Here is a 22979-nt window from a genome sequence, read left to right on the forward strand (position 1 = left end):
GAGTCGGTCGCCGCCAACCTTTTCCTTGCCCGTCCCCGCGCCGCTTTCCCCAGCGGCCCGGGGACGGTTGCGTTTCCGGCCCCCCCCACCCCCCGCCCCCCCCCGCCGGGTAGCCGGCAACCCCCGCCCGCCACCCGCCGGCCCGAACACAGGATTCGACCACGGACATAAGTGGGGGTATAGTACGGAAGCTTTAAAGAGCAGTACTTTTGACATTGCTTTTAACCTGTCATATTACTTGTGCAAGTTTCACCTGCTCGATATAGCCGTAGTATTGATTGGTTGACGGTGTTGCTGTATGTTGGACTGGTGGGGGCTGGATGGATTTGCATTTATGCATCGAGCTATTCGCCTGATGTGCCTGAAAACCCGCTCACGAGCTTGAGCTTTGATAAGCTTATGGCTTTTAACTGGTTTAAGCAACTGCTGTGGATAGCTACGGCTGTGGTGCTTGTCGTGATTTTGTTGGTGGTGGATTATAAAGCTTACGATACACTTGCGTATGCTTTGTATGCGGGCATGATTGTGCTGCTGATAGTAACTATGTTTGTGGCAAGGCCCATCGCCGGGTCGCGCTCGTGGTTGGAGATTGGACCGGTGCGACTGCAGCCGGCGGAGTTTGCCAAATTCACGACGGCTTTGGCAGCGTCTCGGTTTATGGCGAGCATCAATTTGCGGTATCAGGACTGGCGTGACCAGTTAGTGCTGGCCGGGATTACCTTGTTTCCGCCTTTGTTAATAGTGGCATCAAATGAATCGGGGCAAGCACTGGTGTTCGGGGCTCTGCTGCTAGCGTACTTTCGGGAAGGTATGTCGCCCTTAATCCTGCTGCTGATGGCGGCAGCGGGAACCATCCTGCTTTTGGCGCTATTGGTGCCCAAAGTTTGGCTATTGGGTTCTTTTACGCTGGTACTGATTGCGGTATTGGGACTGAGCCGCCGGGTGTTACGGCACCATTTGCCTTTGGCAGTGGGCGTGTGGCTGGCGGTAATTGGCATGGTGGTGGGCGTAGATTTCTTTTACAACAAGGTTCTTCAGCCGCACCAGCGGCAACGCATTGAAGTACTCATCAACCCTTCGGCTGACCCGCTGGGAAAGGGGTGGAACGTGACGCAGAGCAAAATTGCAATTGGTTCGGGGGGGATGCTAGGCAAAGGTTTTTTGCAGGGCACGCAGACGAAGTTCGATTTCGTGCCTGAGCAAAGCACCGACTTTATTTTCTGCACGGTGGGAGAGGAGTTTGGGTGGTTGGGCAGCTTGGCGGTGCTCGGACTGTACCTGACCTTGCTGTGGCGCATAATTTATGTGGCGGAACGGCAGAAATCGGTTTTTGGGCGTACGTATGGGTATTGCGTGGCCAGCATTCTATTTTTTCACGTGACGGTGAACGTGGGCATGACCATTGGGCTGGCCCCAGTAGTAGGCATTCCGCTGCCGTTTTTCAGTTACGGGGGGTCGTCGTTGTGGTCATTTACCATCTTGTTGTTCAGTTTGCTGGCAATTGATGCCTATCGCAAGCAGGACTTGGTGCGCTGATGAGGCCGCCGCGTGTGCCGAGCTGGGTGTGGGTCGTTGTGGCGGGCCTGCATGCGCTGGCGCTGGGGGGGGCACTGTACTTGGGAAGTTGGAATTTTCCTGATACGGACCGATACCGGCAGGCGGCGGAAAATGTACGGCTTCACGGTGAGCTTTATGCCCGTCCGTGGCCAGCTCAGGCGCCAGCGGGGCAGGCCGTGCAGGAGTTTACCATGCGCCCGCCGGGGTACCCGCTGGTGGTGCTGGGGTTGGGAGGGGCTGTAGGGCAGCCGGTGACTTTGCTGGTAGTGCAAAATGTGTTGAGCTTGCTCAACATTGGGCTTGTGTTGCTGTGGTGGGCGCGATGGGCCCGGCCGAGCGCCAAGCAATGGGCGACGGCGATGGTTGTTTGTTTAACATTTCCGGCGCAGCTCATTTATGCCAATGCGGTGATGAGCGAATTGCTGCTGCAGACTACGTTACTAGTCATGTTGCTTGCCGCACTGCTTTACTTCAAACGAGGCAAGGCTATATATGTGGCTGGGGTGGCGATAGCCCTAGTGGTGGCGCTGTTGATAAAGCCGGTCTTCTACCCGCTTGCCTTTGCTATGGGGGGTGTGGGCGCGGCGCTGGCATGGCGGCGTAGAAAGCTGGGGCTGGCGGTGCTGGGCATCATCCCGGCCGTGGTGGTGGGGCTATATATGGGCTGGAACGAGCATCGGACGGGCTTTTTTCATTTCTCGAGCATTACCGATATCAATTTGCTGCATTACAACGCGGCCGGCGTGGTGCGGCAAGTGCAGGGAGCCGAGGCGGAGGAGAAATGGGTTGCCGGCGTGCTACGCGAAGCGAATGCACAACGCAATTTTGCTTCGAGGCAGCGGGTTATTCAACTGCGAGCCAAGGCGGTACTGTGGGCACATCCGGTGGTGTATGCCCGGCAACATGCGTTGGGCATGGCCACATTTTTCGTAGACCCCGGCCGTTTTGACTTGAGCCAGTTTCTGCACCTGGCGCCGCCGGCAGGGGGCGGGCTACTGGCCCAGGTGCGGAATGGTGGGTTGTGGCGAGCCATAGCCGGCCTGCCAGTGGGTTTGCTGAGCTGGTTGGGGCTGATTTTCCTGGCGAATGCGGGGCGTGTGTGGCTGGCGTGGCGGGGATTTAGGCGGCTTGGCAGTGCGGCGAAGGTATGGCGGCATGGCCGCTGGGTGGCGCTGGCATTACTGCTTTACGTGGCAGGGCTGACGGGGCCGCTGGGCGCGGCCCGCTTCCTGGTGCCGGTGTGGCCGGCGTTGTTGGCGCTGGCGCTGGCCGGGCTGCCGCGCCGCGTTATTGGGTTGGGAGGAGAAGGCGGCGCCAATGCGTGAAAACCAGCGCCAGCGCAACGCAGAATGCCGGAGCCGCCAGGTAGCCCATGCGGCCCAAGTCGCCGGAAAGAAGCATGTGAATGGCCACAACGGCAAGCAGGCCAAGCTCTGCCCAACCGAGCGAGCTGAATAAACTTTCAGCGGAGCGGGCACCCTGGTTTTTTTCTAGCCACAAGGCGAGCGCAAGCACGAGGATGAAGAAGCCAAATATGCTCAGCAACTCGCCCAAGCCTTTGGGAGATGCGGCCCGGTGCAACGAGTAAATCACGTTGTGAAAATGGTCAAGCGCATTGGAAACCGACTGGCTGGTGGGGGCACCGACGTGGGCATCGACCCAAAAATGTACCGCAAACAAGGCGGCGAGGCCCACCGCCAAGGCTGCCAGCTGCTTGGGCCAGGTGAGACTGTGGCGGCCGAACCAGAACAACCAGGGCAGCCAGAAAACGAAAGATTCCTTGGCCAGGGGGCCGAGCAGCAATGCCATCGCCAAAGCCCAGCCGCCCCCAGCGCCGCGCCGGATGGCGTAGTAGCCCAGCCCGGTTGCCAGCAGGTACAGGCTGTCGGTGAGGGGCAGGCCGGCGCCGTAAACTGCCCAGCGGCTGGTGAGCACGGCCAGCATGGCCAAGCCGGCCGCTTCGGGCGAAGCACCGGTCTGGCGGGCCGCGTTGAACCAGCAAGCTCCAGCCGCCGCCAGCAGCAGGCAATTCACTAAGTAAAAGGAAAAGCGCAACGGCCATTGCCCCGCAGGGCGCTGGGGCCACACGCGGGCGTAGAGCCGGGCCACGGGCGCAGCCACTGCGGCGGCCGCGGCAGGCACCAGCACGCGGTAGCGGTGCGTAACGCGCACGCTGTCGAACCGCCCCGCGGCCATGCGCAGGTAGCTGCGGGTGTCGGGCGAGTGCGAGAAATCGTAGTGCACGTACATGGGGTACGCCAGGTTGGCCAGGGCGGCCACGGCCACCAGCCACGGCAGCAGCCAGCGCCGCAGCCGCGGCCCAAACGGGGGCTTGCCCACTGTAGCAGGCACGTTAGGCAAACTTGCGCTCAATGAGCTTCAGCAGCTTGTTGACGTGCTCTTCCTTGCGGCTCCAGTCGTAGCGCTGCGACAGGTCGCCGCTGACGTAGGCCCGGGCCTGCTCGGCGGTGGGCAATGAGTCGAGGTGCTGAATGGCCGCGTGGTAGTCCATGTTTTCGCCGCCAAAAAGCTCGTTGATGAAGCTGAAGCGCTGGTTGATGGAAATGGCTTCGCGCAGGGTTTCCACCTTGGGTCCGCTTCGCTCGGCCAGGGAAGGCGCGGCGCTAGCGCGCAAGGTTTCGGCCAGGGGCGCGGCGGTGGGCTGCACAGCTTTCAGCTTTTCGTGCAGTGGCACGTTGGCCGCATCGGTGTTGGGGAGCGGGCGGGCAGGCGCCGGTGGAGCAGCGGGCGGCGGAGCGGGGGCTGCAGGCGGGGCCACCGGAGCCGAGGGGGCCACAAAGCTGGGCGGAGTCACTACTGCGGGCGGTTCCGGTGCAGGCATGGCGGGCGGGGCAGTGGGCGCCGCCGCCACGGGTTCGGCAGCAGGCGGTGCCGTGGTGGCCGAAACCGGCCCGTCCTCCAGCAGGTCGGCGGTGGTGAGGGGCAGCAGGGCGCTGAGCTCTGTCACGAGGCGCTGCATGGGCTGGTGCGCCTTGTAATTGGCGGCGTGGTACAGCTCAAAGCGGTGCGTGAGGAAGTCGCGGCTCAGGTCGTTGCTGTTGGGCAGGCTATCGATGAAGCCTTGGTAAAACGCCTTGTCGACGTCGATGTAACGCAGGCTTTCGCGCAGCGAGGTGAGCGTGGGGGCTTCGGCGTTGCCCAACACGAGGCGCTGGAAGCTGTCCACGGGGTCGGCCACCAGGCCGAGCGTGTCGGCAGTGGCCTGGGCCAGCAGCGGCTCGTAGGCCTCGCGGCCCAGGCTGATGTGGCGCGACAGCACGTTCATGAACTGCGTGAGGGCAGCTTGCACGGGGGCGGCTTCAAAATCGAAGTAAGGGCTGCGCAGGCGGGCGGTTTCGGCTTGCCATTGGCCGAGCAACTGACGCACGACCAGCAGGTTGACCTGCCGCACCGGCGTGAATTTGAGCACCGCCGGGCCATCGAGCGGGGCCGAAGAAGAGCCCGCGAAATGCTGGTCGCAGAGCCGGGCGGCCAGGCGGCGGCCGTATTGGGCGCACTTGGCGAGGCTATATTTGTCGTTCATAAGTAGGCCGGTTTCGGTGGCCCAAGTTAGGCACAAATGCCCCTCCTGACGATTGAGAACCTGCCCGGCGCGCCCGTGGAAGTGCCATCCGGCGCCACGCTGCTGGCCGCCATTCAGGCCGCTGGCCACGACTGGATGCACGCCTGCGGGGCCAAGGGCCGCTGCACCACCTGCCGCGTGCAGGTGCGCACCGGCCTCGAAAACCTGAGCCCACCCACCGATGCGGAGCTGCGCTACCGGGCCGCCGGCCGCCTGCAGCCCACCGAGCGGCTGACCTGTCAAACCCGCCTGCTGGCCGGCGACGCCACGGGCCGCGTGCCGGAGGCCACGAAGCTGCCCCACGTGCAGTATCTGCCCGATGGGGTATAGCCGGCGCATCAAACCAAGCACTCTGCATTGTGGAGTTATGGCAAGCAGCCCTACCGGGAGCCGGGGCGCACACCGGGGCAGCTGACTTGGTTGCTAGCGGAAGTGCGAAAAATTACGCCGAATACAAGCGCCTGAGTGCGTGCGACTGGGCTCGAAAGAAATACTTTGGCGCTTGAGGCAAGCCGCCGCCGGGCGTACTTTAGAGCTTCCGTTGGGACGTGGTCGTCCTGTTTGCTCACCTGTTTTTTTCGCTTGTGTTTATTGAACCCCGCGTTGGCAACCGCCACAACGCCCCGCGCCGGGGCTGGATAGAAGTGGTGTGCGGCTCCATGTTCTCGGGCAAGACCGAAGAGCTCATTCGCCGCCTCACCCGCGCCCGCATTGCGCGGCAGCAGGTCGAAATCTTTAAGCCCGCCGTTGACACCCGCTACCACGCCGAAGACGTGGTGAGCCACAACGCGGCCCGCATTCGCTCCACGCCGGTGGCCGTGCCGTCGGAAATCCTGCTCCTGGCCGCGGGCTCCGACGTGGTGGGCATCGACGAGGCACAGTTTTTCGACGACTCGCTGGTGGACGTGTGCGAGCAACTGGCCAACAACGGCACCCGCGTCATCGTGGCCGGGCTCGACATGGACTACCGCGGCCGCCCGTTCGGCCCCATGCCGGCCCTGCTGGCCACGGCCGAATACGTGACCAAGGTGCACGCCGTGTGCGTGTGCTGCGGCGAAATTGCGTCGTATTCGTACCGCATTGCGGCGAGCGAAGACCAGGTGCTGTTGGGCGAAACCGATTCGTATGAAGCCCGCTGCCGGCCCTGCTTTCTGGGCGGCATGCAAGCCGAGCGGCCCGCGCAGGAGGTGGGCACCACTGCCGCGCACTAAATCGGCGGGCGCAGCGTTGGCAAGAACGGCCTCGTGGCCCGCTACTTCTTCATCTGAGTTTTGACGAGCGTATGACCCACCTTTTCCGTTCTTTGTTGGCACTCGCCGGGTTGTTGTTATTGGCCGGAAGCAACCAAGCCCAGACCGTAGGTTATGGCGACTGGCAGTTGCATTTGCCCTCCAGCCGCCCCCTGCGCCTGGCCGATGCCGGCGACCGGGTGTACGTGGCCACCGAAAACGCCTTCTATTTCTTCGACAAAAAGCTAAATGCCTCGCAGGTGCTCTCGCAGCGCGACGGCCTGAACGGCGTGAACGTGGCCGCGCTGGCCTACGACTCTGTTTCCAAGCAAACGGTGCTGGCCTACCGCGACGCCAACATCGACATTCTGCAAGCCAATGGCCGCGTGCGCAACATCAGCGACGTGCTGCGCAAATCCATTCAGGGCAATAAGGACATCAACCAGGTATCGATTGGCGCGGGTAAAGCTTACGTGAGCACCAGTTTCGGCCTCTTGGCCATTGACCTGACCAAGCTGGAAATCAGCGACACTTACTCCAATATCGGTCCTGGCGGCACGGTGGTGAACGTGTACGATGCGGCCGTGGCCGGTGGGGCGCTGTACGCCGCCACGTCGGTAGGCCTGTTGCGCGGCCTGTTGTCGCAAAACCTGCTTGACTACCGCAACTGGACGCTGTATCAGCCGGTGCCGCCGGGCACGGCCACGCAACGCGTGTACCACTTCGTGGCCGCCGATGCCGGCCAAGTGTACGCTGCCGTGGAAGGCAGTGGCACTTCGGTGTTCAAATACGTGCCCGCTGCTAATCCAACCGCGGCTACGTGGCAGCCCGTACCGGGCACCGGGGCCGGGCAATACCGCAGCCTGCGCAGCAGCAGCGTGGGTCTGCTCATCGTGGACGACCAGGCCGGGGTGCGCCTGCTCGGCCGCAACGGAGTGGTGTCAACCGTGGTGCCGCCAGCCGCCGGTTCGTCGTTTATCCAAGACGCGGTGCGGTCGCGCGACGGCAACTATTATGTGGCCAACTACAGCCTGGGCCTGCAACGGGTGGCTCCCGGGGTGGGCAAAACGTCGGAGTTTTTCGTAGCAAACGGACCCGAAACCAGTACGTCTTTTGGGCTGCTAGCCGATGCGCGCTCTAACAAAGTCAATGTATTCACGGGGGGGTATTCGGAACGTTACCAGCCAAATGGGGCCAAAAATGGCTTCTATGAGTACGCAAACGGGCAATGGACCAACTACACAGCCACGGCCTTTCCGAGCCTGGCGGCCTTTCCCAACCCCACCAGTCCGGTGCGCGGCACCCGCACCCCCGACGGCACCCTTTACGTGGCCACGTACGGCGGCGGCCTGCTGGAATGGCGAGGCCCCAACGATTTCCGTCGCTTCGGCGAAAACTCGCCCGCCGGCAGTCCTCTGCTAGGCACCTTTTTTAGCAATCCTAACCGCGTGGAAATCACCGACGTGGCGGCTACGCCCGAAGGCAAGGTGTGGGTGGTGAACCGCCACTTGGAGAACAACGGACGCTCGGGCCTGTCCATCTTCGACCCGGCCACCACCACCTGGCAGGTTATTCCCTACACGTTTGGCTTCGATGCGCTCGAACGCATTGCTTTAGACGACAACGGCTATGCGTGGGTGTCGGTGTCGCGCAAAACTGACGCCAGCAGCGTGGGCGGCCCGGCCATCGGCCTCTACGCCGTCGACCCGAACCCGACGTCGCCGAATGCGCCGCGGCTGTTCAACACGTCCTCGGGCTTGCCCGACAATCAGATTTACGAGCTGGCCAAAGACCGGCGCGGTTACATCTGGGCCGCCACCATCAAGGGCGTGGCGTATTTCCGCGAGCCCGAGGGGCCGTTTGCCACCACCAACGGCTTCTCGCAGCCGTTGGTGACGCGGGGCGAAGGCTCCGGCTTCAACGCCCTCTACAGCGAGGCCGTGCGCACGTTGGCCGTGGATGGGGCCGACCGCAAGTGGTTTGGCACCGACCGGGGCCTCTGGCTCTTCAGCCCTGATGCCGACGAGGCGCTGCTGCATTTTACCACCGCCAACAGCCCGCTGCCGTCCGACCGCATCATCGACGTGAAGGTGAACGACAAGACCGGCGAGGTGTGGGTGGCCACCGACGGGGGCGTGGTGTCGTTTCGGGGCACAGCCACCGTGACGGAGGGCGACGTGAAATGCTCCGCGGTGTTCCCCAACCCCGTGCGACCCGAATTCGCTGGCACGCTGGGCATTTCGGGCCTGGCCAACAACGCCGTGGTAAAGATTACCGACGTGGCGGGCCATCTGGTGTACGCCACCAAAGCCGCTGGCGGCACCGTGACCTGGAACCTGACCAACCCCGAAGGCCAGCGCGTCCGCTCCGGCGTATACCTGGTGCTGTCGACCGACGCCGATGGCAAAAATGGCTGCGTAAGCAAAGTGGCCGTACTAAGCAAATAGTTGTTTGGGGCGCTGACCAAGTGATTGGTGCCGGGCGGAAGTGTCGAAAGATTCAGTGAATCGAAAGCCGCACTTGCAGGCATCCGCAATCGGCTCATCAACGGTCGGCGCGTCAACGAGATGGATTTATGCTGATAAAGACCCGAGGCATTGTCCTCAGCTACCTGAAATACCGCGAAACCAGCATCATTGCCCGCGTCTACACCGAGCGGCTGGGTGTGCAGAGCTACGTGGTGAACGGCGTGCGCAAGGCCAAGCCGCCGGGCCGCATCGCGCTGTTTCAGCCCTTCACGCTGCTCGAACTGGTGGCCTACGTGGCCAAAGGCAGCGGCGGCCTCACCCGCCTGTCGGAGTTCAGGTGCGCCGAGCCTTTTCAAACCTTACCCTACGAGGTGCAAAAAAGCAGCGTGGTGCTATTTCTGTCGGAAGTGGTGAGCCGGGCCGTGCGCGAAGAAGAGCAGAACGAGCCCCTGTTCCAGTTCTTGCACGATTCCATACTGGCTTTCGACCGCCAGACCGCCGGCGCCGAAAACTTTGCCCTGGTTTTTTTGCTGGAGCTGGCCGCTTACCTCGGCTTCGGCATCAGCTCCGGCTCCGAACTTACCGACCAAGTACTGATGGCCGGCCACGCGCCCACCAGCAAGGGCGCCACCGGCCCGGCTACCCTGCGTTTACACGAGTTCGACGGCTATTTCGACGAGCTGCTGCGCGACCCGGCCACCAGCACCATCCCCAACGGCCGCGTGCGGCACGAGCTGCTCAACGTCATCATTCGGTACTACCAGCTGCACGTGGAGCAGCTAGGCGAAATTCGTTCGCTCGATATTTTGTCGCAGGTGCTCAACTAGGGCCGCGACCAGCAGGCTTTACTGAAAGTCGACAAGCTCTACTTCAAAGCGCAGCACGGCGTTGGCCGGGATGTCGGCGCCGGCCCCGCGCGAGCCGTAGGCCAGCGGCGAAGGAATGAGCAGCACCGCTTTGCTGCCCTTGGTGAGCATGGCAATGCCCTGGTCCCAGCCCGGAATGACCTGGCCCTGGCCTAGCGCAAAGGCAATGGGCTCGTTGCCGTGCTTGGCCGACGAATCGAATTCCTGGCCGGTGGCCAGCACCGTGCCGCGGTACAGCACGCGCACGGTTTGGCCCTTTTTGGGCGGCAGGCCCGTGCCCAGCTTCTTGATGATGTAGTAGGTGCCGCCGGCCGTTTTCTTGGCCGTGGCGTGGTTTTTCTTGAGGTAGGCCTGAATTTGGGCCACGTCCTTGGCCATTTGGCCGGCAGACCGGGCTTGCTCCTGCTTCAGCATTTCGGCCTGCAGCTTTTCTTGGCGGGCCATCATTTCGGGCACCGTCAGCAGTTCACGGGCGCTGGCCAGCACCACCAGCGTATTGCCGCTCTTGCGCAGGAACGGCGGCACGGCCTGATGAAACGTGTTGGCAAATACCGTGTCGGCCTGCAGGCGAAACACGGCGCTGTCGCCGGGCAGCAGCAGGCCCAAGGCTTCCTCGATGCCGCCGCGGGCGGGCTTTTCGGGCAGTTGCACGGGCTGCGGCGTGGGCTGCATGCGGCGCGAGTTCATGAGCACGGAATCGCGGCCGGTCCGAAATTCCATGTACACGGTGAGCACCTGGCCGGCGCGGCTGGCATAGGGCGCATCGGAAGGCGCCAGGGCTCGGGGCTGGTAGCGGCCCGCCGCGTCTTTGCGAAACAGGCGGTACTCGGTGCCCGAGGGCAGGCGGGCATACTCGGGGCCGGAGGTCTGGGCCATGGCCGGCGAGCCCACTACGAGCAGCGCAACGGCCAGAAGAAGCAAAAAAGGACGCGTCATTAGCGGGGGAAAGCGAAAAGTGGTCGGTTGCGCCGGCGTCGCGTCGGGGTCAGCGCACGCTCAAGACTTGCAGCTCAAACACCAACTCGGTGTTTGGCGGAATCAGGTAGCGGGAATCGTCGTCGGGGTGGCGCACGCCTTTGGCGCCGTAGGCCAGCGCGGCCGGAATCCATACCCGCGCGCGCGAGCCCACGGGCAGCAGCGGCAGGACTTCGTCCCAGCCGGCAATGACTTCGTGCCGCCCCACCCGGAACCGCAGCGGCGCACCCCAGGCCTCGGTGGCGTCGAACACGCGGCCATCGGGCAAAAAACCGGTGTAGCGCACGGCCACGCGGCTGCCTGCCTTGGGCAGAGGGCCGGTGCCAAGCTCACGAAAGGCGTAGCGCACTCCCTTCGGCGTGCGTTGTTCCACGAGCCGGGTGGTATCGGCGCCGGCCGTAGGGGCGGTGGGCGTGGTGGGCACGGCCGGCTTGGCGCCGGTGTCTTGCGCCTGGGCGCTGCCAGTGGCCAAGGCCACCCCCAAAGCGGCGCCTAGCAGCCAGCGGCGTGTTGCCCGGTGCGTCATGGGTGGCTTACTGAACGTCAAGAATTTCTACGTCAAACAGCAGGGCCGAATCTGGCGGGATGCCGACGGAGCCCAACTGACCATACGCCAGACGCGAGGGCAGCAGCAGCAGCTTGCGGTCGCCTTTGCGCATCAGCAGCAAGCCTTCGTTGAAGCCGGGCCGAATGGCCGGGTCGCCGGCCGTAAACACCACGCAGCCGCAGGGCGTGCGGTTGTCGGCCGAGTTGTCGAAAATGGCCCCGGCGGGGTAGTTGGGGTTGCCCGGCGAGGCCGGGTAGCCCGTCGAGCCGGGAAAAGCGCCGTTGCTCAGAAAGCGGCCCACGTACTTGAGCGTCACCTGCTTGCCCGCCGTAATGGCCGGGCCGTTGCCGTCAACCAAGCTCACCAAATACAGGCCCGAATTGGTGCGGGTGGCCTTGCTGGTGAGGTTGTTGCGCTGCAAATACCGTTGGATGGTGTCCTCGTCGATGATTTTCAACGTGTTTTCGCGTTCGGCCAGGTTTTTTTGGAACGACGATTGGGAATTGCACGACCAGAAAGCCGGCGCCGTCAGCAACAAGCCAGCCGCCAGCACCCAATAGCGCGAACGGAGCAGAAAATTTTTCATGGGGAAGAGGCAAAAAAAGATTCCGGCCAACGGAGCCCGGGCAGCAGTGCCGCGTCGCCCGTTGGCCGGAATTGGAACTCAGGTAATGTAAGGATTATTGAACGTCAACAAGTTCCACTTCAAATTTCAGGGGCGAGTTGGCCGGAATGTCGGCGCCAGCCCCGCGCGTGCCGTAGGCCAGCGGCGAAGGAATGAGCAGAATGGCGCGGCTGCCTTTGTTGAGCAGGGCAATGCCTTCGTCCCAGCCCGGAATCACGGCACCCTGGCCGATGGGGAAGTCAATCGGCTTGCCGGCTTTGGCCGACGAGTCAAACTCTTTGCCGCTAAGCAACGTGCCGCTGTAGTTCACGCTCACGGTTTGGCCGCTGGTCGGCTTGGCACCCGTGCCCGGCTTCAGCACCTGGTAGTAGATGCCCGAAGCCGTTTTCTGCATCGTGAGGTTGTTTTTCTTGATGTAATCCTGCAGCACGGCGTCGTCCTTTTTGAACTGGGCCTGCACGGCGGGCTCGGCCAGGGCCTTGGCCTGGGCGGCTTTTTGGGCCTCCATCTGCTTTTTAAATTCGGGAGAAGCCATGCGCTGCTTCAACTGGGCGGCCATGGCCCGTTTTTGCAACTCGGGCTGCATGGCCTGGGCCTCGGCCTGGTCGATGAGCTTGCCCGTGGTGGCCACGTACATCATCACCACATTGCCGCCGCGGCGCAGGAAAGGCGGCACGGGCTGGCCCGACTTGGGCTTAATCAGCGAGTCGACCTGGAAGCGGAACACGCCGCTGTCGCCGGGCTGGAGCAGGGACAGGGCCTCGTCGGGAGCCCCTTTTTGCTTTAGCTCCTGCAGGGGCAGGGGCACGGGCAGGCCCACGTCGCGGCGGGTGTTTTGGAGCACCGAGTCCTTGCCGGTGCGGTACTGCATGTGGCCGAGCAGGAACTTGCCAATGCGGTCCTTGTAGGTGGGGTCACCGTCGGGGTTGATGTCGCGCCGCTCGTAGCTGTTGCCAACTTTCTTGAAAATCTTGTATTCGATGCCGGACTTGGTCTTGGCAAAGTCACCGCCGTCTTTGTTGCAGGCGGTGAGGGAGGCGAAGCTCAGCACGCCGGCCGCCAGGGCCAGCTGCCGCGCAGAGCGGGAGGAAAAACGCATGAAAATAAAAGAAGTGAAGAATCAGAAACGGTTCAAAGTTACGCCACCGGCGGCGCTACGGCGGCGGGCACACCCGTTAATTGTTCCTTGTACTCAGGCAGGATGCTGAGGAAGCGCTCCACGGTTGCATCCAGGGTGTCGTAGCTGATGCCGCCAGCGGCGTTGTGGTGCCCGCCGCCGTCGAAATGGCGGCGCGAAAAGTCGCTCACCGAGAAGTTGCCCACCGAGCGGAAAGAAATTTTCACGGCCACGCCGCGGTCAATGAATACGGCCGCGAACTTGATGCCTTCAATGCTCAGCGCGTAGTTCACCAGGCCTTCGGTGTCGCCGGTTTTGCTTTGGTACTCGCGCAGCTCATCCTGCGTGATGGCGATGTAGGCCGTGTTGAACTCGCGGTTCACCACCAGCTTGTCCTTCAGCACGAAGCCGAGGAAGCGCAGGCGGATTTCGGAATGCGAGTCGTAGATGAGGCGGTGCACCTTCGAGAGGTCCACGTTCACTTTCAGCAGCTCGGCGATGATGAGGTGCACGTTGCGCGAGGTGCTGGGGTGGCGAAACGAGCCCGTGTCGGTCATGATGCCCGCGTAGAGGGCTTCGCCAATGCCTTTGGTGATGAGGTCCTGGTCGCCCAAGTCGCGGATGATTTCGAAAATCAATTCGGCCGTCGCGGCCGCCGAGGGGGTCGAAAACACAATGTCGGCAAAGCTTTCGGGCTCTTGGTGGTGGTCCACCAGCACTTTTACCCCGCTGGCTTGGCGCACGTACTCGCCAAGCTCGTTGATGCGGCCGAGGCAGCTGAAATCGAGGCAACAGATGACCTCGGCGCGGCTCACCAGGTCGCGTACCTGGCGGTCGTTCTGGCGCTTGTCGTACACCACCACTTCGTCGTTGCCTTCCATCCAATTGAGGAAGGCGGGGTAGTCGGAGGGGGTGACCACGGTCACGTGATGGCCCTTTTGCTTCAGGTAACCGGCCCAGGCCAGCGACGAGCCCAGCGCGTCGGCGTCGGGCTTGTGGTGGGTGGTGATAACAACCTGCTTGGGCTGCGCGAGCAACGCCTGCAGGGCGAGGATGGAACTAGACATCGACAACGTGAATGGCCCGGCAAGGAACGGAGGGCCGGTGGCTTACAAATAATTGGGGCGGCAAAAGTCGGAAGAAATCTTGTCTTAACAACGCGGCCCCCCCGGAAGGTTCTGTCCGGCTATCCCAATGCCCGGCCGCGCTCGGCCAAGGAAAGCCACCGGCTTTGTGGCTACTTTTGCGCCACAATTAGTTTTCAACCAACCCTCCCCAGCCCAACAATGGCCACCAACCGCACGTTCACGATGATTAAGCCCGACGCCGTCCAGGAAAACCACATCGGTGGTATCCTGAGCATGATAGAGGCCGGCGGCTTCCGCATCGTGGAGCTCCAAAAGCTTACCCTCACCGCCGAGCGCGCCGGCCAGTTCTACGCCGTGCACGCCGAGCGTCCTTTCTACAACGACCTGGTGAAGTACATGTCGAGCGGCCCCATCGTGGCCGCCATTCTGGAGAAAGACAACGCCGTGGCCGATTTCCGCACCCTCATCGGCGCCACCAACCCGGCCAACGCCGAGGAAGGCACCATCCGGAAGAAATACGCCAAGAGCATCGAAGCCAACGCCGTGCACGGCTCCGACTCCGACGAAAACGCCCAGATTGAAGGCGACTTCTTCTTCGGCTCGAAGTAAGCTGCCGCCAGGCGCTTAATTCGCCAAAAAGCCCGCCCTGCACGTTGCAGGGCGGGCTTTTCATTTGTGCTAAAATCGGACTTTTTTTATACCAAATTTGTGCCGTGCCTCATAGCTTAGCGGCTGAATCCGATGCGTTTGTTGCTGGTTTCCAGCTCGGTGAAGGTATTGGGCTCGCGGTTGTAGAGCTCGGCCAGCGAGGTGGGCTCGGTGATGGGGTCCGTCTGGCCAAGCGCTGTGGCCAGGGCCTGCGCCTTGTCGGCCGCGAGGGGGCCGAAGTGGTAAGCGGCAATGAGGCGGCCCTTGCGCAACAGGGCTTTGTCGATGCGCGAGAGCTCGGTGTTGAAGGTGCAGATAATCTGGATGTGGAAGCCGTCGGAGAGCAAGCCGTCGGACAGGTTCAGCAGGTTGCTCACGGCGTTGCCGCCCGCCCCGTCGCGCTTGGTCAGCAGCTCTTCGGCGTCTTCGATGAGCAGGATGGAGTTGGTGTTGTCGTGGAGCTGGTTGATGAATTCCGGGTCGGCGATGCGGGCGGCCAGGTTGGGCGGAATGAAGAGCTTGGGCTTGTCGGTGAGGCCGCAGAGGTGGCGGATGTAGCTGGTTTTGCCGTTGCCGGGCGGGCCGTAGAGGATGATGATGCCCTTGTCGTTGGGCTTCTGCAGGCGCTCCACAATGGTTTCGTGGGCCGGCAGCAGGTCATCGTTGTAGTGCGTGGCCAGGTCCAGGGCCGGAATGGTGATGGGCAGCGGGCTGAACTCCAGGTCGCCGGTGGTCAGGCGCAGCACCTGAATGCGCTTGCGCTCGATTTTGCCGGTTTCGAGGTGCGCGGTGAGCAGCGCCCGGAGCTGGGCCAGCAGGGCTGGGTCGGTTGTGGGCGAGTAGTAGAGTTGCGCCGCCTGGTCGCCGTAGATGCCGCGGTCGTAGAACCATAGCAGCGCGTGGGGGCCCAACGACAGCGCGTGGTGCTGCAGCTCGGGGGCTTTGCCGGCTTCTTCCACGTACACCGAATGCACCACGGTGGCGCGGTCCACGTCGTGGGTTTCGGCCAGCGTGTTCAGCACGGCCTGCCGGGCTTCGACAGAGGCCAGCTGGTAAATCTCGCGCCGGGGCAGCTCGCCAAACGTGGCGTAGAACCACGCCACGGGCTGGAACCCGTGCTGCGTGTAGCTGAGGGAAAGGTCGGGGGCGGGGGAAGAACGCGGGGGCGCCATGCCGGGTGGTGCTGCTTGGAAAACGAATTTTGGCCGCGGGCTACGCCTGCTCCACCGAAAGCAGCCCTTCCGGGTGGGTGGTTTCTTCGGAGTGCTGCTGCGGCACGTGCTTGTGCTTGAAGATGAGCACAAACAGCACGGCAATGGCCAGCGCATAGCCCGCAAACGTGAGCCAGATGCTGTGCCAGTCCTTCACGCCGTTGGCATCGGTGAAGTAGGTCTGAATGATGATACCGCTCAGCGAGCTGCCCAGCACAGCACCGAAGCCGTTGGTCATCATCATGAACAAGCCCTGGGCGCTGGCCCGGATGCTGGGCTGCGTCTGCGTCTCGACGAAGAGCGAGCCCGAGATGTTGAAGAAGTCGAACGCCATGCCGTACACGATGCACGAGAGGATAATCATCCAGAGGCCCGAGCCGGGGTTGCCGTAGGCGAACAGGCCGAAGCGCAGCACCCACGCAATCATGCTGAACAGCATGACCTGCTTGATGCCGAAGCGGCGCAGGAAGAACGGAATGGCCAGGATGAACAGCGTTTCGGAAATCTGCGAGATGGACATGATGATGGCCGGGTACTTCACCGTGAGGGTGTCCTGGTAGGCCGGGGTCTTGTCGAAATCGTGCAGGAAGGTGTCGCCGTAAGCATTGGTGAGCTGCAGGGCGGCGCCCAGCAGCAGCGCAAACAGAAAGAAGGTAAGCATCTTGCGGTCGCGCAGGATGGCGAACGACTTCAGGCCCAGAATTTCCATCAGGCCCTGGCTCGACGTGTTGGAGGACTGCGGCGGGCACTTGGGCAGCGTGAACGAGTAGAGGCCCAGCAGGAAGGCCGCGCCGGCCGCTACGTAAAATTGGCCGGCCGTTTTCTCAAAGCCCAACAGGCTCACCGTCCACATGGCCACAATGAAGCCGATGGTGCCCCACACCCGGATGGGCGGGTAGTCCTTCACCACGTCGAGCCCTTCGGTTTTCAGCACCGAAAACGACACGGCAATGGACAGCGACAGCGTGGGCATGTAGAAAATCATGTTCAGCAGTATCACCCAGAAGAACGTGCCGGGGTCCGTCACCATCGGGATGGTGCAGAGCGTGAGGCCGCCCAGGATGTGCAGAATGCCGTAGAGCTTCTCCGCGTTGATGTATTTATCGGCCACGATGCCCATGAGGGAGGGCATGAAAATGGAGGCGATGCCCATGGTCGAGAAGATGGCGCCAAACTGCGCGCCCGACCACTGCTTCGTTTGAAACCAATACGCGCCAATCGTTATCAGCCACGAGCCCCAGATAAAAAACTGGAGAAAACTCAGGATGGTCAGGCGCAACTTAGTGTTCATGCGGAGTCTGTTTAAATATCAGGAAGGTGGGAATTAGTCGCTAAAGATACACGCCAGCCGCACAGAAGCCGGCAGCCAAGCCAGTGGATAGGACGTCCAAGCCGCCGTTGGCCAATTCACCGGGCCACGCCTTAGCACCGACGCCAGGCAGAGAGACATAAAAAAAGTCCTGGCCTTACAGGCCAGGACTTTTTGCGAGCGGGAGCCGGGCGGGGCTAGGCCTCGTAGCTGGGCGAGAACGTGCCGGCCGGCTGGCCATCGGCCAGGGGATAGTCGGTGTAGCCGTCGGCAAAGCCGTTGGGGCCGGGCGCGTAGAAGGTGGCGAAATCGGGCTCGGCCAGCGGCTGGCCGGCCTTCAGGCGCTCTACCAGGTCGGGGTTCGAGATGAAGGGGCGGCCGATGGCCACGAGGTCGGCTTTGTCGGCCAGGGCAGCCTCAATCTGGTCCATGCTGGTGTAGCCGCCGGCCAAGATGAGCGTGCCGGTAAATTTCTCGCGGATGGTGGCCACCGTTTCGGCGGGTACGGCCGGGGCGCCCATGCTGGAGTGGTCGACGAGGTGCACGTACACCACGCCAATTTTCTGCAGCTCCTCGGCCAGGTAGGCGTAGGTTTCGTCAATCTCGGGGTAGTGCGGCATGTCGGAAGCCACGCCCCAGGGCGAGAGGCGAATGCCAGTGCGCTCGGCCCCAATGGCCTCCACCACGGCGCGGGTCACTTCGAGCACGAAGCGGGCGCGGTTTTGCACGCTGCCGCCGTACGCGTCGGTGCGCTGGTTGGAGGCCGGGTTTAGGAATTGCTCCAGCAAGTAGCCGTTGGCGCCGTGCAGCTCCACGCCGTCAAAACCGGCTTCGAGGGCCAGCTTGGCGCTGTGCACGTACTCGTCGCGCACGGTGGCCAGCTCCTCGGTGCGCAGGGCGCGCGGAGTGGCGTTGGGCTGCATTTGCGCTTGGTCGGTCCACATGTCGCCGGCGGCGGCAATGGCCGAGGGGGCCACGCCCTCGGCGCCTTCGGGCAGGTTGTGGCCGTGGAAAATGCGGCCGGCGTGCATCAGCTGCACAAAAATGTGGCCGCCGTGGTGGTGCACGGTTTCGGTAATGCGTTGCCAGTTGGTGACCTGCTCCTGGTTGAACAAGCCGGGAATGCGGGCGTAGCCCAGCCCGTTGGCCGAGGGCGAAGTGCCTTCCGTGATGATGAGGCCGGCGGTCGCGCGCTGGCGGTAGTACTCGGCCATCAACTCGTTGGGGACGTTGCCCAGGGCGCGGCTGCGCGTCATGGGGGCCATCACGAGGTGGTTGGCGAGGGTGAGCGAGCCAAGCTTGGCCGGTTCGAATGCTTTGTTTGACATGATGAGGGGAAAGCCGCGGTGCGTTGCGCGCGACAGGCTGTTGATGAAACGCGGCTATAAAGCAGGTACGTACACGAATTGTTTTCGCCCTGATGATTATCCTTCGGTTATGTGCGTCGGCAATTTTCCAGCAAATCAGAAAGCCCGCTCCACGGCGTGGAACGGGCTTTTTATGGGGTGCTTTCGCGTTAGATTAACTTCGTGTAAACCAAAACCCTACGCGGGCGTGGCTTCGGCAAAGCGCCGGTTCACCTCGTCCCAGTTAATCAGGTTGAAGAAAGCCGCGATGTAGTCGGGGCGACGGTTCTGGTATTTGAGGTAATAGGCGTGCTCCCACACGTCGAGGCCCAGCACCGGAATGCCTTTGCAGCCCGAGTCGGGCATCAGCGGGTTGTCCTGGTTGGGAGTAGAGCAGATTTGCACCGAGCCGTCGGCCTGCTTGCAGAGCCACGCCCAGCCCGAGCCGAAGCGCGTGGTGGCGGCTTTGGTGAATTCCTCCTTGAACTTGTCAAAGGTGCCAAACGACTTGGTGATGGCTTCGCCCACGGCGCCGATGGGCTGCCCGCCGCCGTTAGGCGAGAGGATGGTCCACCACAGCGAGTGGTTCCAGTGGCCGCCGCCGTTGTTGCGCACGGCCACGGGGGCCTTGGCGATGTTGTGCAGGATTTCCTCCAGCGACTGGTTTTCCATCTCCGTGCCGGCAATGGCGGCGTTGAGGTTGGTCACGTAGGCCTGGTGGTGCTTGGTGTGGTGAATTTCCTGGGTTTGCGCGTCGAACGCGGGTTCGAGGGCGTCGTAGGAATAAGGAAGTTTCGGAAGTTCGAATGCCATTAGTGAAAAGGGTTTGGGGGTGGTAAGGGTACGAAAGTGTTGAAGGTACTTAACCCGCGAAGCCGCCGCTAGGTTGCGGGCGGCCCGGCGCAGAATCAAAAATAGACTATTTCCGCTTTAGGTTGAAAAAGTCCTGCATGAGGGCGGCGCATTCGGCCGCCTGCACGCCGCCACGCAGCGTGGTGCGCGGGTGCAGCAGCTGCCCGTGCCGCCGGAAACCCACCTTGGGCTCGTCGGCCCCAAACACCACGGCCTTGAGTTGGGCCCAGTAGCTGGCGCCGGCGCACATCACGCAGGGCTCGATGGTGACGTAGAGCGTGCAGTCGGCTAGGTACTTGTTGCCTAGGTGGTTGGCGGCGGCGGTCAGGGCCAGCATTTCGGCGTGGGCCGTCACGTCGCGCAGCTGCTCGGTCTGGTTGTAGCCGCGCCCGATGATTTGCTTCTCAAACACCACCACCGCACCGATGGGAATCTCGTCGGCCTCCAGGGCTTTTTCGGCCTCCGCCAAGGCCTGGAGCATGAAATAGTCGTCGGTCATGTCCGGCGCTTATTTCATCACAATGGCGTTCATCACGGCCTGGGCCGTGGGCTGCCACTGCGCCTGCTCCTCGGCCGGGGCCACGAAGGTGAACACGTACAGCTGCGTGCCCTGAATGGCGTATTGCACCGCCTGGTAGCGCTTGATGGGCGCCAGCTGGCTGCCCGTGCGCCGGGCATCGGTCACGGTCGATACAAATTCAAAGTAGATAAAGTCGCGGCCATTCACGGTGCGAATGTCTTCCTTCAGGAAATCGACTTTCGTGTACAAGCGCTGGATGCTGGACTTATAAATCTTAATCAGCACGCCGTAATCGAAGCTTTCGAAGGTGGTGGGGCGCACGGCCACGCTGTAATCGACGCGCCCGCTGGGATTGGAAAACACGGCCAGCGGCTTGCGCGGCGAAGGGTATTTCACGGCAATGCCGTCGTCGGGCAGGGGCGCGAAGCCCACGGGAACGCCCACGCTTAGGCCCGAGCCCAGCTTGGTGGTGGTGAGTTTGACCGGCGGCGCAAACGCCGTGAGGCCGAAAATCAGCAGAAAAAACGACAGGAACTTCATGGCTAACGGCAACGATGCGGGGATAAAAGTAGTGCCCCGGCTGTGGGGCCGGGGCACGGTGAAAGCGCGGGGCTTAGCGGCGCACGGCCGGGTACTTGATGCGGACTTTCTTCCAGTACACGTAGTTACCGGTTTTGGCTTCGACGAGGTAGGTGCCGGCCGGAATCTTGCCCAAATCAACCGGGGCGCCGGTGTTGTTGGCGGGGTCGAGCTCGGTCTGGTAAATGACTTTGTTTTTGTAGTCGGTCATCACCAGCGTACCGGGCTTGGTGAATTGCTGCGTGAAGCTGAGCAGGATGCTGGTCGAGTTCGGCTTGGGAAAAACGTCGATGCCCGAGAGCGTTTCGATGCGCTTGATGGGGCCGTCGAGCGTCACGGCATCGGCCGTGCCCTTCGATTTGACGACGGTGCCGGAGGCGTCCGACTTGCTTTTGGTCTTGATTTTGGTTTGGGCCTGCGCGGTGCCGGCGCACAACAAGGCCGTGGCCAGCGCGAGAGAGGGGAGGAGTTTCATGAAAAGCTGAAGGGATTGAGAAGACAAAGGAACGCAGCTACTGCCGGCCTTTGCATACTCCGTACCAAAGTTTGGGTTTCCGCCCCGCCGGGCCAATGGCTACCTTCGCACAAAAAAGCGGAACCCCGGCAATCCGTTCCATTTGTTAGAATTCGTTAAATCTGCGGTCCATGTTACGTACCCACACCTGCGGCGAGCTTCGCCCCGAACACATTGGTCAAACCGTCAGCCTGTGCGGCTGGGTGCAGCGCACCCGCGACAAAGGCTCCATCCTCTGGATTGACCTGCGCGACCGGTACGGCCTCACCCAGGTAACGCTGGAAGAAGGCGTGGAAGCCGACGCCGTGCGCGAAACCGCCCGCCACCTCGGCCGCGAGTTTGTGCTGCAAGTAACCGGCAACGTGGTGGAGCGCCACTCCAAAAACGACAAAATGCCCACCGGCGCCATCGAGGTGCGCCCCACCACGCTGGAAATCCTCAACCCCGCCAAGCTCCCGCCCTTCCTCATCGAAGACGACACCGACGGCGGCGACGACCTGCGGATGAAGTACCGCTACCTCGACCTGCGCCGCACCCCCGTGCGCAACAACCTGGTGCTGCGCCACCGCATGGCCCAGGCCGTGCGCCGCTACCTCGACGGCCAGGACTTCATCGAAGTGGAAACCCCGGTGCTCATCAAGAGCACGCCCGAAGGCGCCCGCGACTTCGTGGTGCCCTCGCGCATGAACCCCGGCGAGTTCTACGCCCTGCCGCAGTCGCCCCAGACGTTCAAGCAGCTGCTCATGGTGTCGGGCTTCGACCGCTACTTCCAAATCGTGAAGTGCTTCCGCGACGAAGACCTGCGCGCCGACCGCCAGCCCGAATTCACGCAGATTGACTGCGAAATGGCGTTTGTGGAGCAGGAAGACATCCTCGACATGTTCGAGGGCCTGGTGCGCTACCTGTTCAAGGAAATTAAAAACCTCGATTTTCCCACCGTGCCCCGCATGACTTACGCTGAGGCCATGCGCGACTACGGCAACGACAAGCCCGACACCCGCTTCGTCATGAAGCTCACCGACCTCACCGGTACTACTAAAGGCCAAGGCTTCCCCGTGTTCGACAACGCCGAGCTGGTGCTGGGCATCAACGCCGCCACCTGCGCCGCCTACACCCGCAAGCAAATCGACGAGTTGACCGAGTGGGTGAAGCGCCCCCAAATCGGCGCCACCGGCCTCGTGTACGCCCGCGTGGAGGCCGACGGCCAGGTGAAATCCTCGGTCGATAAGTTCTATTCGCAGGACGAGCTGCAGAAGTGGAAAGCGGCCTTCAACGCCAACCCCGGCGACCTGCTGCTGCTGCTGGCCGGCGCCGAAGCCAAAACCCGCAAAGCCGCCAGCGAGCTGCGCCTCGAAATGGGCCGCCGCCTGGGTCTGCGCGACCCCAACTCGTTCTCGCCGCTGTGGGTGATTGACTTCCCGCTGCTCGAATTCAGCGAGGAGGAAAACCGTCATTTCGCCATGCACCACCCCTTCACCTCGCCCAAGCCCGAAGACCTGGCCCTGCTCGACAACCCCGCCACCATCGGCCAGACGCGAGCCAACGCCTACGACCTCGTGATAAACGGCGTAGAAATCGGCGGCGGCTCCATCCGCATCCACGACCGCGCCGTGCAGGCCCGCATGTTCTCGCTGCTCGGCTTCACCCCCGAGGAGGCCCAGGCCCAGTTCGGCTTCCTGCTCGATGCCTTCGAGTACGGCGCCCCGCCCCACGGCGGCCTCGCCTTCGGCTTCGACCGCCTCTGCAGCCTCTTCGGCGGCTCGGATTCCATCCGCGACTTCATTGCCTTCCCCAAAAACAATTCCGGCCGCGACGTGATGATAGACTCGCCCTCGCCCATTGCCGATGCGCAGCTGAAGGAACTAAGCATCAAGACCGACGTGGTGGCGATGTCGTAGGGTTTTTGAACTGTAGTACACGGAAGCGGCGACTGAGGAATCAGTCG

22 protein-coding genes are annotated in these 22979 nt (G+C 62.5%); 8 read left to right on the forward strand and 14 right to left on the reverse strand.

Annotated elements, in window-relative coordinates; translation table 11 throughout:
• Window positions 1-240: 240 nt before the first annotated feature.
• Window positions 241-1536: a rod shape-determining protein RodA gene (gene rodA / locus JAO73_RS17965; RefSeq protein ID WP_198978521.1), complete on the forward strand. Its 1296-nt coding sequence runs from the start codon at window positions 241-243 to the stop codon at window positions 1534-1536.
• A gap of 296 nt (window positions 1537-1832) precedes the next feature.
• Window positions 1833-2882: a hypothetical protein gene (locus tag JAO73_RS17970; protein WP_198978522.1), complete on the forward strand. Its 1050-nt coding sequence runs from the start codon at window positions 1833-1835 to the stop codon at window positions 2880-2882.
• Here the strand turns inward: JAO73_RS17970 and JAO73_RS17975 are convergent.
• Both JAO73_RS17975 and JAO73_RS17980 read right to left on the reverse strand, forming a co-directional pair.
• Window positions 2845-3909 (reverse strand): hypothetical protein, encoded by a 1065-nt coding sequence (locus JAO73_RS17975; RefSeq protein ID WP_198978523.1) that lies wholly within the window; start codon window positions 3907-3909, stop codon window positions 2845-2847. The two genes, JAO73_RS17970 and JAO73_RS17975, sit on opposite strands and share 38 nt — an antisense overlap.
• Window position 3910: 1 nt before the next feature.
• Complete coding sequence (locus JAO73_RS17980) at window positions 3911-5101, reverse strand: DUF8457 domain-containing protein (RefSeq protein WP_198978524.1); 1191 nt, start codon at window positions 5099-5101, stop codon at window positions 3911-3913.
• A 36-nt stretch (window positions 5102-5137) separates the two neighbouring features.
• Between JAO73_RS17980 and JAO73_RS17985 the strand changes: the two genes are divergently transcribed.
• The 4 genes from JAO73_RS17985 (at window position 5138) to recO (ending at window position 9664) form a co-directional block, all read left to right on the forward strand.
• Window positions 5138-5470 (forward strand): 2Fe-2S iron-sulfur cluster-binding protein, encoded by a 333-nt coding sequence (locus JAO73_RS17985; protein WP_198978525.1) that lies wholly within the window; start codon window positions 5138-5140, stop codon window positions 5468-5470.
• Between the two features lie 254 nt (window positions 5471-5724).
• A complete protein-coding gene (locus tag JAO73_RS17990; protein WP_198978526.1) occupies window positions 5725-6351 on the forward strand; it encodes a thymidine kinase in 627 nt (208 codons plus the stop codon).
• 92 nt (window positions 6352-6443) lie between these two features.
• Entirely contained in the window at window positions 6444-8816 is a 2373-nt protein-coding gene (porZ, locus tag JAO73_RS17995; RefSeq protein ID WP_198978527.1) for a type IX secretion system anionic LPS delivery protein PorZ, read from the forward strand.
• A gap of 128 nt (window positions 8817-8944) precedes the next feature.
• A complete protein-coding gene (gene recO / locus JAO73_RS18000; protein WP_198978528.1) occupies window positions 8945-9664 on the forward strand; it encodes a DNA repair protein RecO in 720 nt (239 codons plus the stop codon).
• Between the two features lie 18 nt (window positions 9665-9682).
• On the opposite strand, the gene JAO73_RS18005 is transcribed toward recO, so the two are convergent.
• The 5 genes from JAO73_RS18005 to JAO73_RS18025 form a co-directional block, all read right to left on the reverse strand.
• Window positions 9683-10639 (reverse strand): FKBP-type peptidyl-prolyl cis-trans isomerase, encoded by a 957-nt coding sequence (locus JAO73_RS18005; protein WP_198978529.1) that lies wholly within the window; start codon window positions 10637-10639, stop codon window positions 9683-9685.
• Between the two features lie 49 nt (window positions 10640-10688).
• Complete coding sequence (locus JAO73_RS18010) at window positions 10689-11204, reverse strand: FKBP-type peptidyl-prolyl cis-trans isomerase (RefSeq protein ID WP_198978531.1); 516 nt, start codon at window positions 11202-11204, stop codon at window positions 10689-10691.
• Between the two features lie 7 nt (window positions 11205-11211).
• On the reverse strand, window positions 11212-11811 hold the full coding sequence (locus tag JAO73_RS18015) for an FKBP-type peptidyl-prolyl cis-trans isomerase (RefSeq protein WP_198978533.1): 600 nt from the start codon (window positions 11809-11811) through the stop codon (window positions 11212-11214).
• Window positions 11812-11905: 94 nt separating this feature from the next.
• Window positions 11906-12949: an FKBP-type peptidyl-prolyl cis-trans isomerase gene (locus tag JAO73_RS18020; protein ID WP_233169273.1), complete on the reverse strand. Its 1044-nt coding sequence runs from the start codon at window positions 12947-12949 to the stop codon at window positions 11906-11908.
• 38 nt (window positions 12950-12987) lie between these two features.
• Window positions 12988-14034, reverse strand: coding sequence for a DHH family phosphoesterase (locus JAO73_RS18025; RefSeq protein ID WP_198978536.1), 1047 nt, complete (start codon window positions 14032-14034; stop codon window positions 12988-12990).
• Window positions 14035-14253: 219 nt separating this feature from the next.
• On the opposite strand from JAO73_RS18025, the gene JAO73_RS18030 reads away from it, so the two are divergent.
• Complete coding sequence (locus tag JAO73_RS18030) at window positions 14254-14664, forward strand: nucleoside-diphosphate kinase (protein WP_198978538.1); 411 nt, start codon at window positions 14254-14256, stop codon at window positions 14662-14664.
• Window positions 14665-14780: 116 nt separating this feature from the next.
• Here the strand turns inward: JAO73_RS18030 and JAO73_RS18035 are convergent, their stop codons facing one another.
• The 7 genes from JAO73_RS18035 to JAO73_RS18065 all read right to left on the reverse strand — a co-directional run bounded on the left by JAO73_RS18035 (window position 14781) and on the right by JAO73_RS18065 (window position 20995).
• Window positions 14781-15875 carry an AAA family ATPase gene (locus JAO73_RS18035; RefSeq protein ID WP_198978540.1) on the reverse strand — a complete coding sequence of 365 codons (1095 nt, stop codon included), beginning with the start codon at window positions 15873-15875 and terminating at the stop codon, window positions 14781-14783.
• 40 nt (window positions 15876-15915) lie between these two features.
• Complete coding sequence (locus JAO73_RS18040) at window positions 15916-17205, reverse strand: nucleoside permease (RefSeq protein ID WP_198978542.1); 1290 nt, start codon at window positions 17203-17205, stop codon at window positions 15916-15918.
• 215 nt (window positions 17206-17420) lie between these two features.
• Window positions 17421-18551, reverse strand: a complete 1131-nt coding sequence (locus tag JAO73_RS18045) for an alkene reductase (RefSeq protein WP_198978543.1) — start codon at window positions 18549-18551, stop codon at window positions 17421-17423.
• Between the two features lie 216 nt (window positions 18552-18767).
• Window positions 18768-19382 (reverse strand): superoxide dismutase, encoded by a 615-nt coding sequence (locus JAO73_RS18050; protein ID WP_198978545.1) that lies wholly within the window; start codon window positions 19380-19382, stop codon window positions 18768-18770.
• A 106-nt stretch (window positions 19383-19488) separates the two neighbouring features.
• Window positions 19489-19920: a nucleoside deaminase gene (locus JAO73_RS18055; protein WP_233169274.1), complete on the reverse strand. Its 432-nt coding sequence runs from the start codon at window positions 19918-19920 to the stop codon at window positions 19489-19491.
• A gap of 9 nt (window positions 19921-19929) precedes the next feature.
• Window positions 19930-20481: a hypothetical protein gene (locus JAO73_RS18060; RefSeq protein WP_190922684.1), complete on the reverse strand. Its 552-nt coding sequence runs from the start codon at window positions 20479-20481 to the stop codon at window positions 19930-19932.
• Between the two features lie 73 nt (window positions 20482-20554).
• Window positions 20555-20995, reverse strand: a complete 441-nt coding sequence (locus JAO73_RS18065) for a T9SS type A sorting domain-containing protein (RefSeq protein WP_190922685.1) — start codon at window positions 20993-20995, stop codon at window positions 20555-20557.
• Between the two features lie 170 nt (window positions 20996-21165).
• On the opposite strand from JAO73_RS18065, the gene aspS reads away from it, so the two are divergent.
• Entirely contained in the window at window positions 21166-22932 is a 1767-nt protein-coding gene (gene aspS, locus JAO73_RS18070; RefSeq protein WP_198978547.1) for an aspartate--tRNA ligase, read from the forward strand.
• Window positions 22933-22979 lie beyond the last annotated feature (47 nt).

The organism is Hymenobacter miniatus (genome assembly GCF_016427455.1).
Lineage (GTDB): Bacteria > Bacteroidota > Bacteroidia > Cytophagales > Hymenobacteraceae > Hymenobacter > Hymenobacter armeniacus.

Excerpts from the sequence above, each read along its gene's own strand:
- JAO73_RS18055 (WP_233169274.1), bottom strand. The coding sequence starts at position 19,920 with ATGACCGACGACTATTTCATGCTCCAGGCCTTGGCGGAGGCCGAAAAA.
- JAO73_RS18005 (WP_198978529.1), bottom strand. The coding sequence starts at position 10,639 with ATGACGCGTCCTTTTTTGCTTCTTCTGGCCGTTGCGCTGCTCGTAGTG.
- JAO73_RS18045 (WP_198978543.1), bottom strand. The coding sequence starts at position 18,551 with ATGTCAAACAAAGCATTCGAACCGGCCAAGCTTGGCTCGCTCACCCTC.
- aspS (WP_198978547.1), top strand. The coding sequence starts at position 21,166 with ATGTTACGTACCCACACCTGCGGCGAGCTTCGCCCCGAACACATTGGT.
- JAO73_RS17985 (WP_198978525.1), top strand. The coding sequence starts at position 5,138 with ATGCCCCTCCTGACGATTGAGAACCTGCCCGGCGCGCCCGTGGAAGTG.
- JAO73_RS18065 (WP_190922685.1), bottom strand. The coding sequence starts at position 20,995 with ATGAAACTCCTCCCCTCTCTCGCGCTGGCCACGGCCTTGTTGTGCGCC.
- JAO73_RS17980 (WP_198978524.1), bottom strand. The coding sequence starts at position 5,101 with ATGAACGACAAATATAGCCTCGCCAAGTGCGCCCAATACGGCCGCCGC.
- recO (WP_198978528.1), top strand. The coding sequence starts at position 8,945 with ATGCTGATAAAGACCCGAGGCATTGTCCTCAGCTACCTGAAATACCGC.
- JAO73_RS18030 (WP_198978538.1), top strand. The coding sequence starts at position 14,254 with ATGGCCACCAACCGCACGTTCACGATGATTAAGCCCGACGCCGTCCAG.
- JAO73_RS18035 (WP_198978540.1), bottom strand. The coding sequence starts at position 15,875 with ATGGCGCCCCCGCGTTCTTCCCCCGCCCCCGACCTTTCCCTCAGCTAC.
- JAO73_RS18050 (WP_198978545.1), bottom strand. The coding sequence starts at position 19,382 with ATGGCATTCGAACTTCCGAAACTTCCTTATTCCTACGACGCCCTCGAA.
- JAO73_RS18010 (WP_198978531.1), bottom strand. The coding sequence starts at position 11,204 with ATGACGCACCGGGCAACACGCCGCTGGCTGCTAGGCGCCGCTTTGGGG.
- JAO73_RS18025 (WP_198978536.1), bottom strand. The coding sequence starts at position 14,034 with ATGTCTAGTTCCATCCTCGCCCTGCAGGCGTTGCTCGCGCAGCCCAAG.
- JAO73_RS18060 (WP_190922684.1), bottom strand. The coding sequence starts at position 20,481 with ATGAAGTTCCTGTCGTTTTTTCTGCTGATTTTCGGCCTCACGGCGTTT.
- JAO73_RS18015 (WP_198978533.1), bottom strand. The coding sequence starts at position 11,811 with ATGAAAAATTTTCTGCTCCGTTCGCGCTATTGGGTGCTGGCGGCTGGC.
- JAO73_RS18020 (WP_233169273.1), bottom strand. The coding sequence starts at position 12,949 with ATGCGTTTTTCCTCCCGCTCTGCGCGGCAGCTGGCCCTGGCGGCCGGC.
- JAO73_RS18040 (WP_198978542.1), bottom strand. The coding sequence starts at position 17,205 with ATGAACACTAAGTTGCGCCTGACCATCCTGAGTTTTCTCCAGTTTTTT.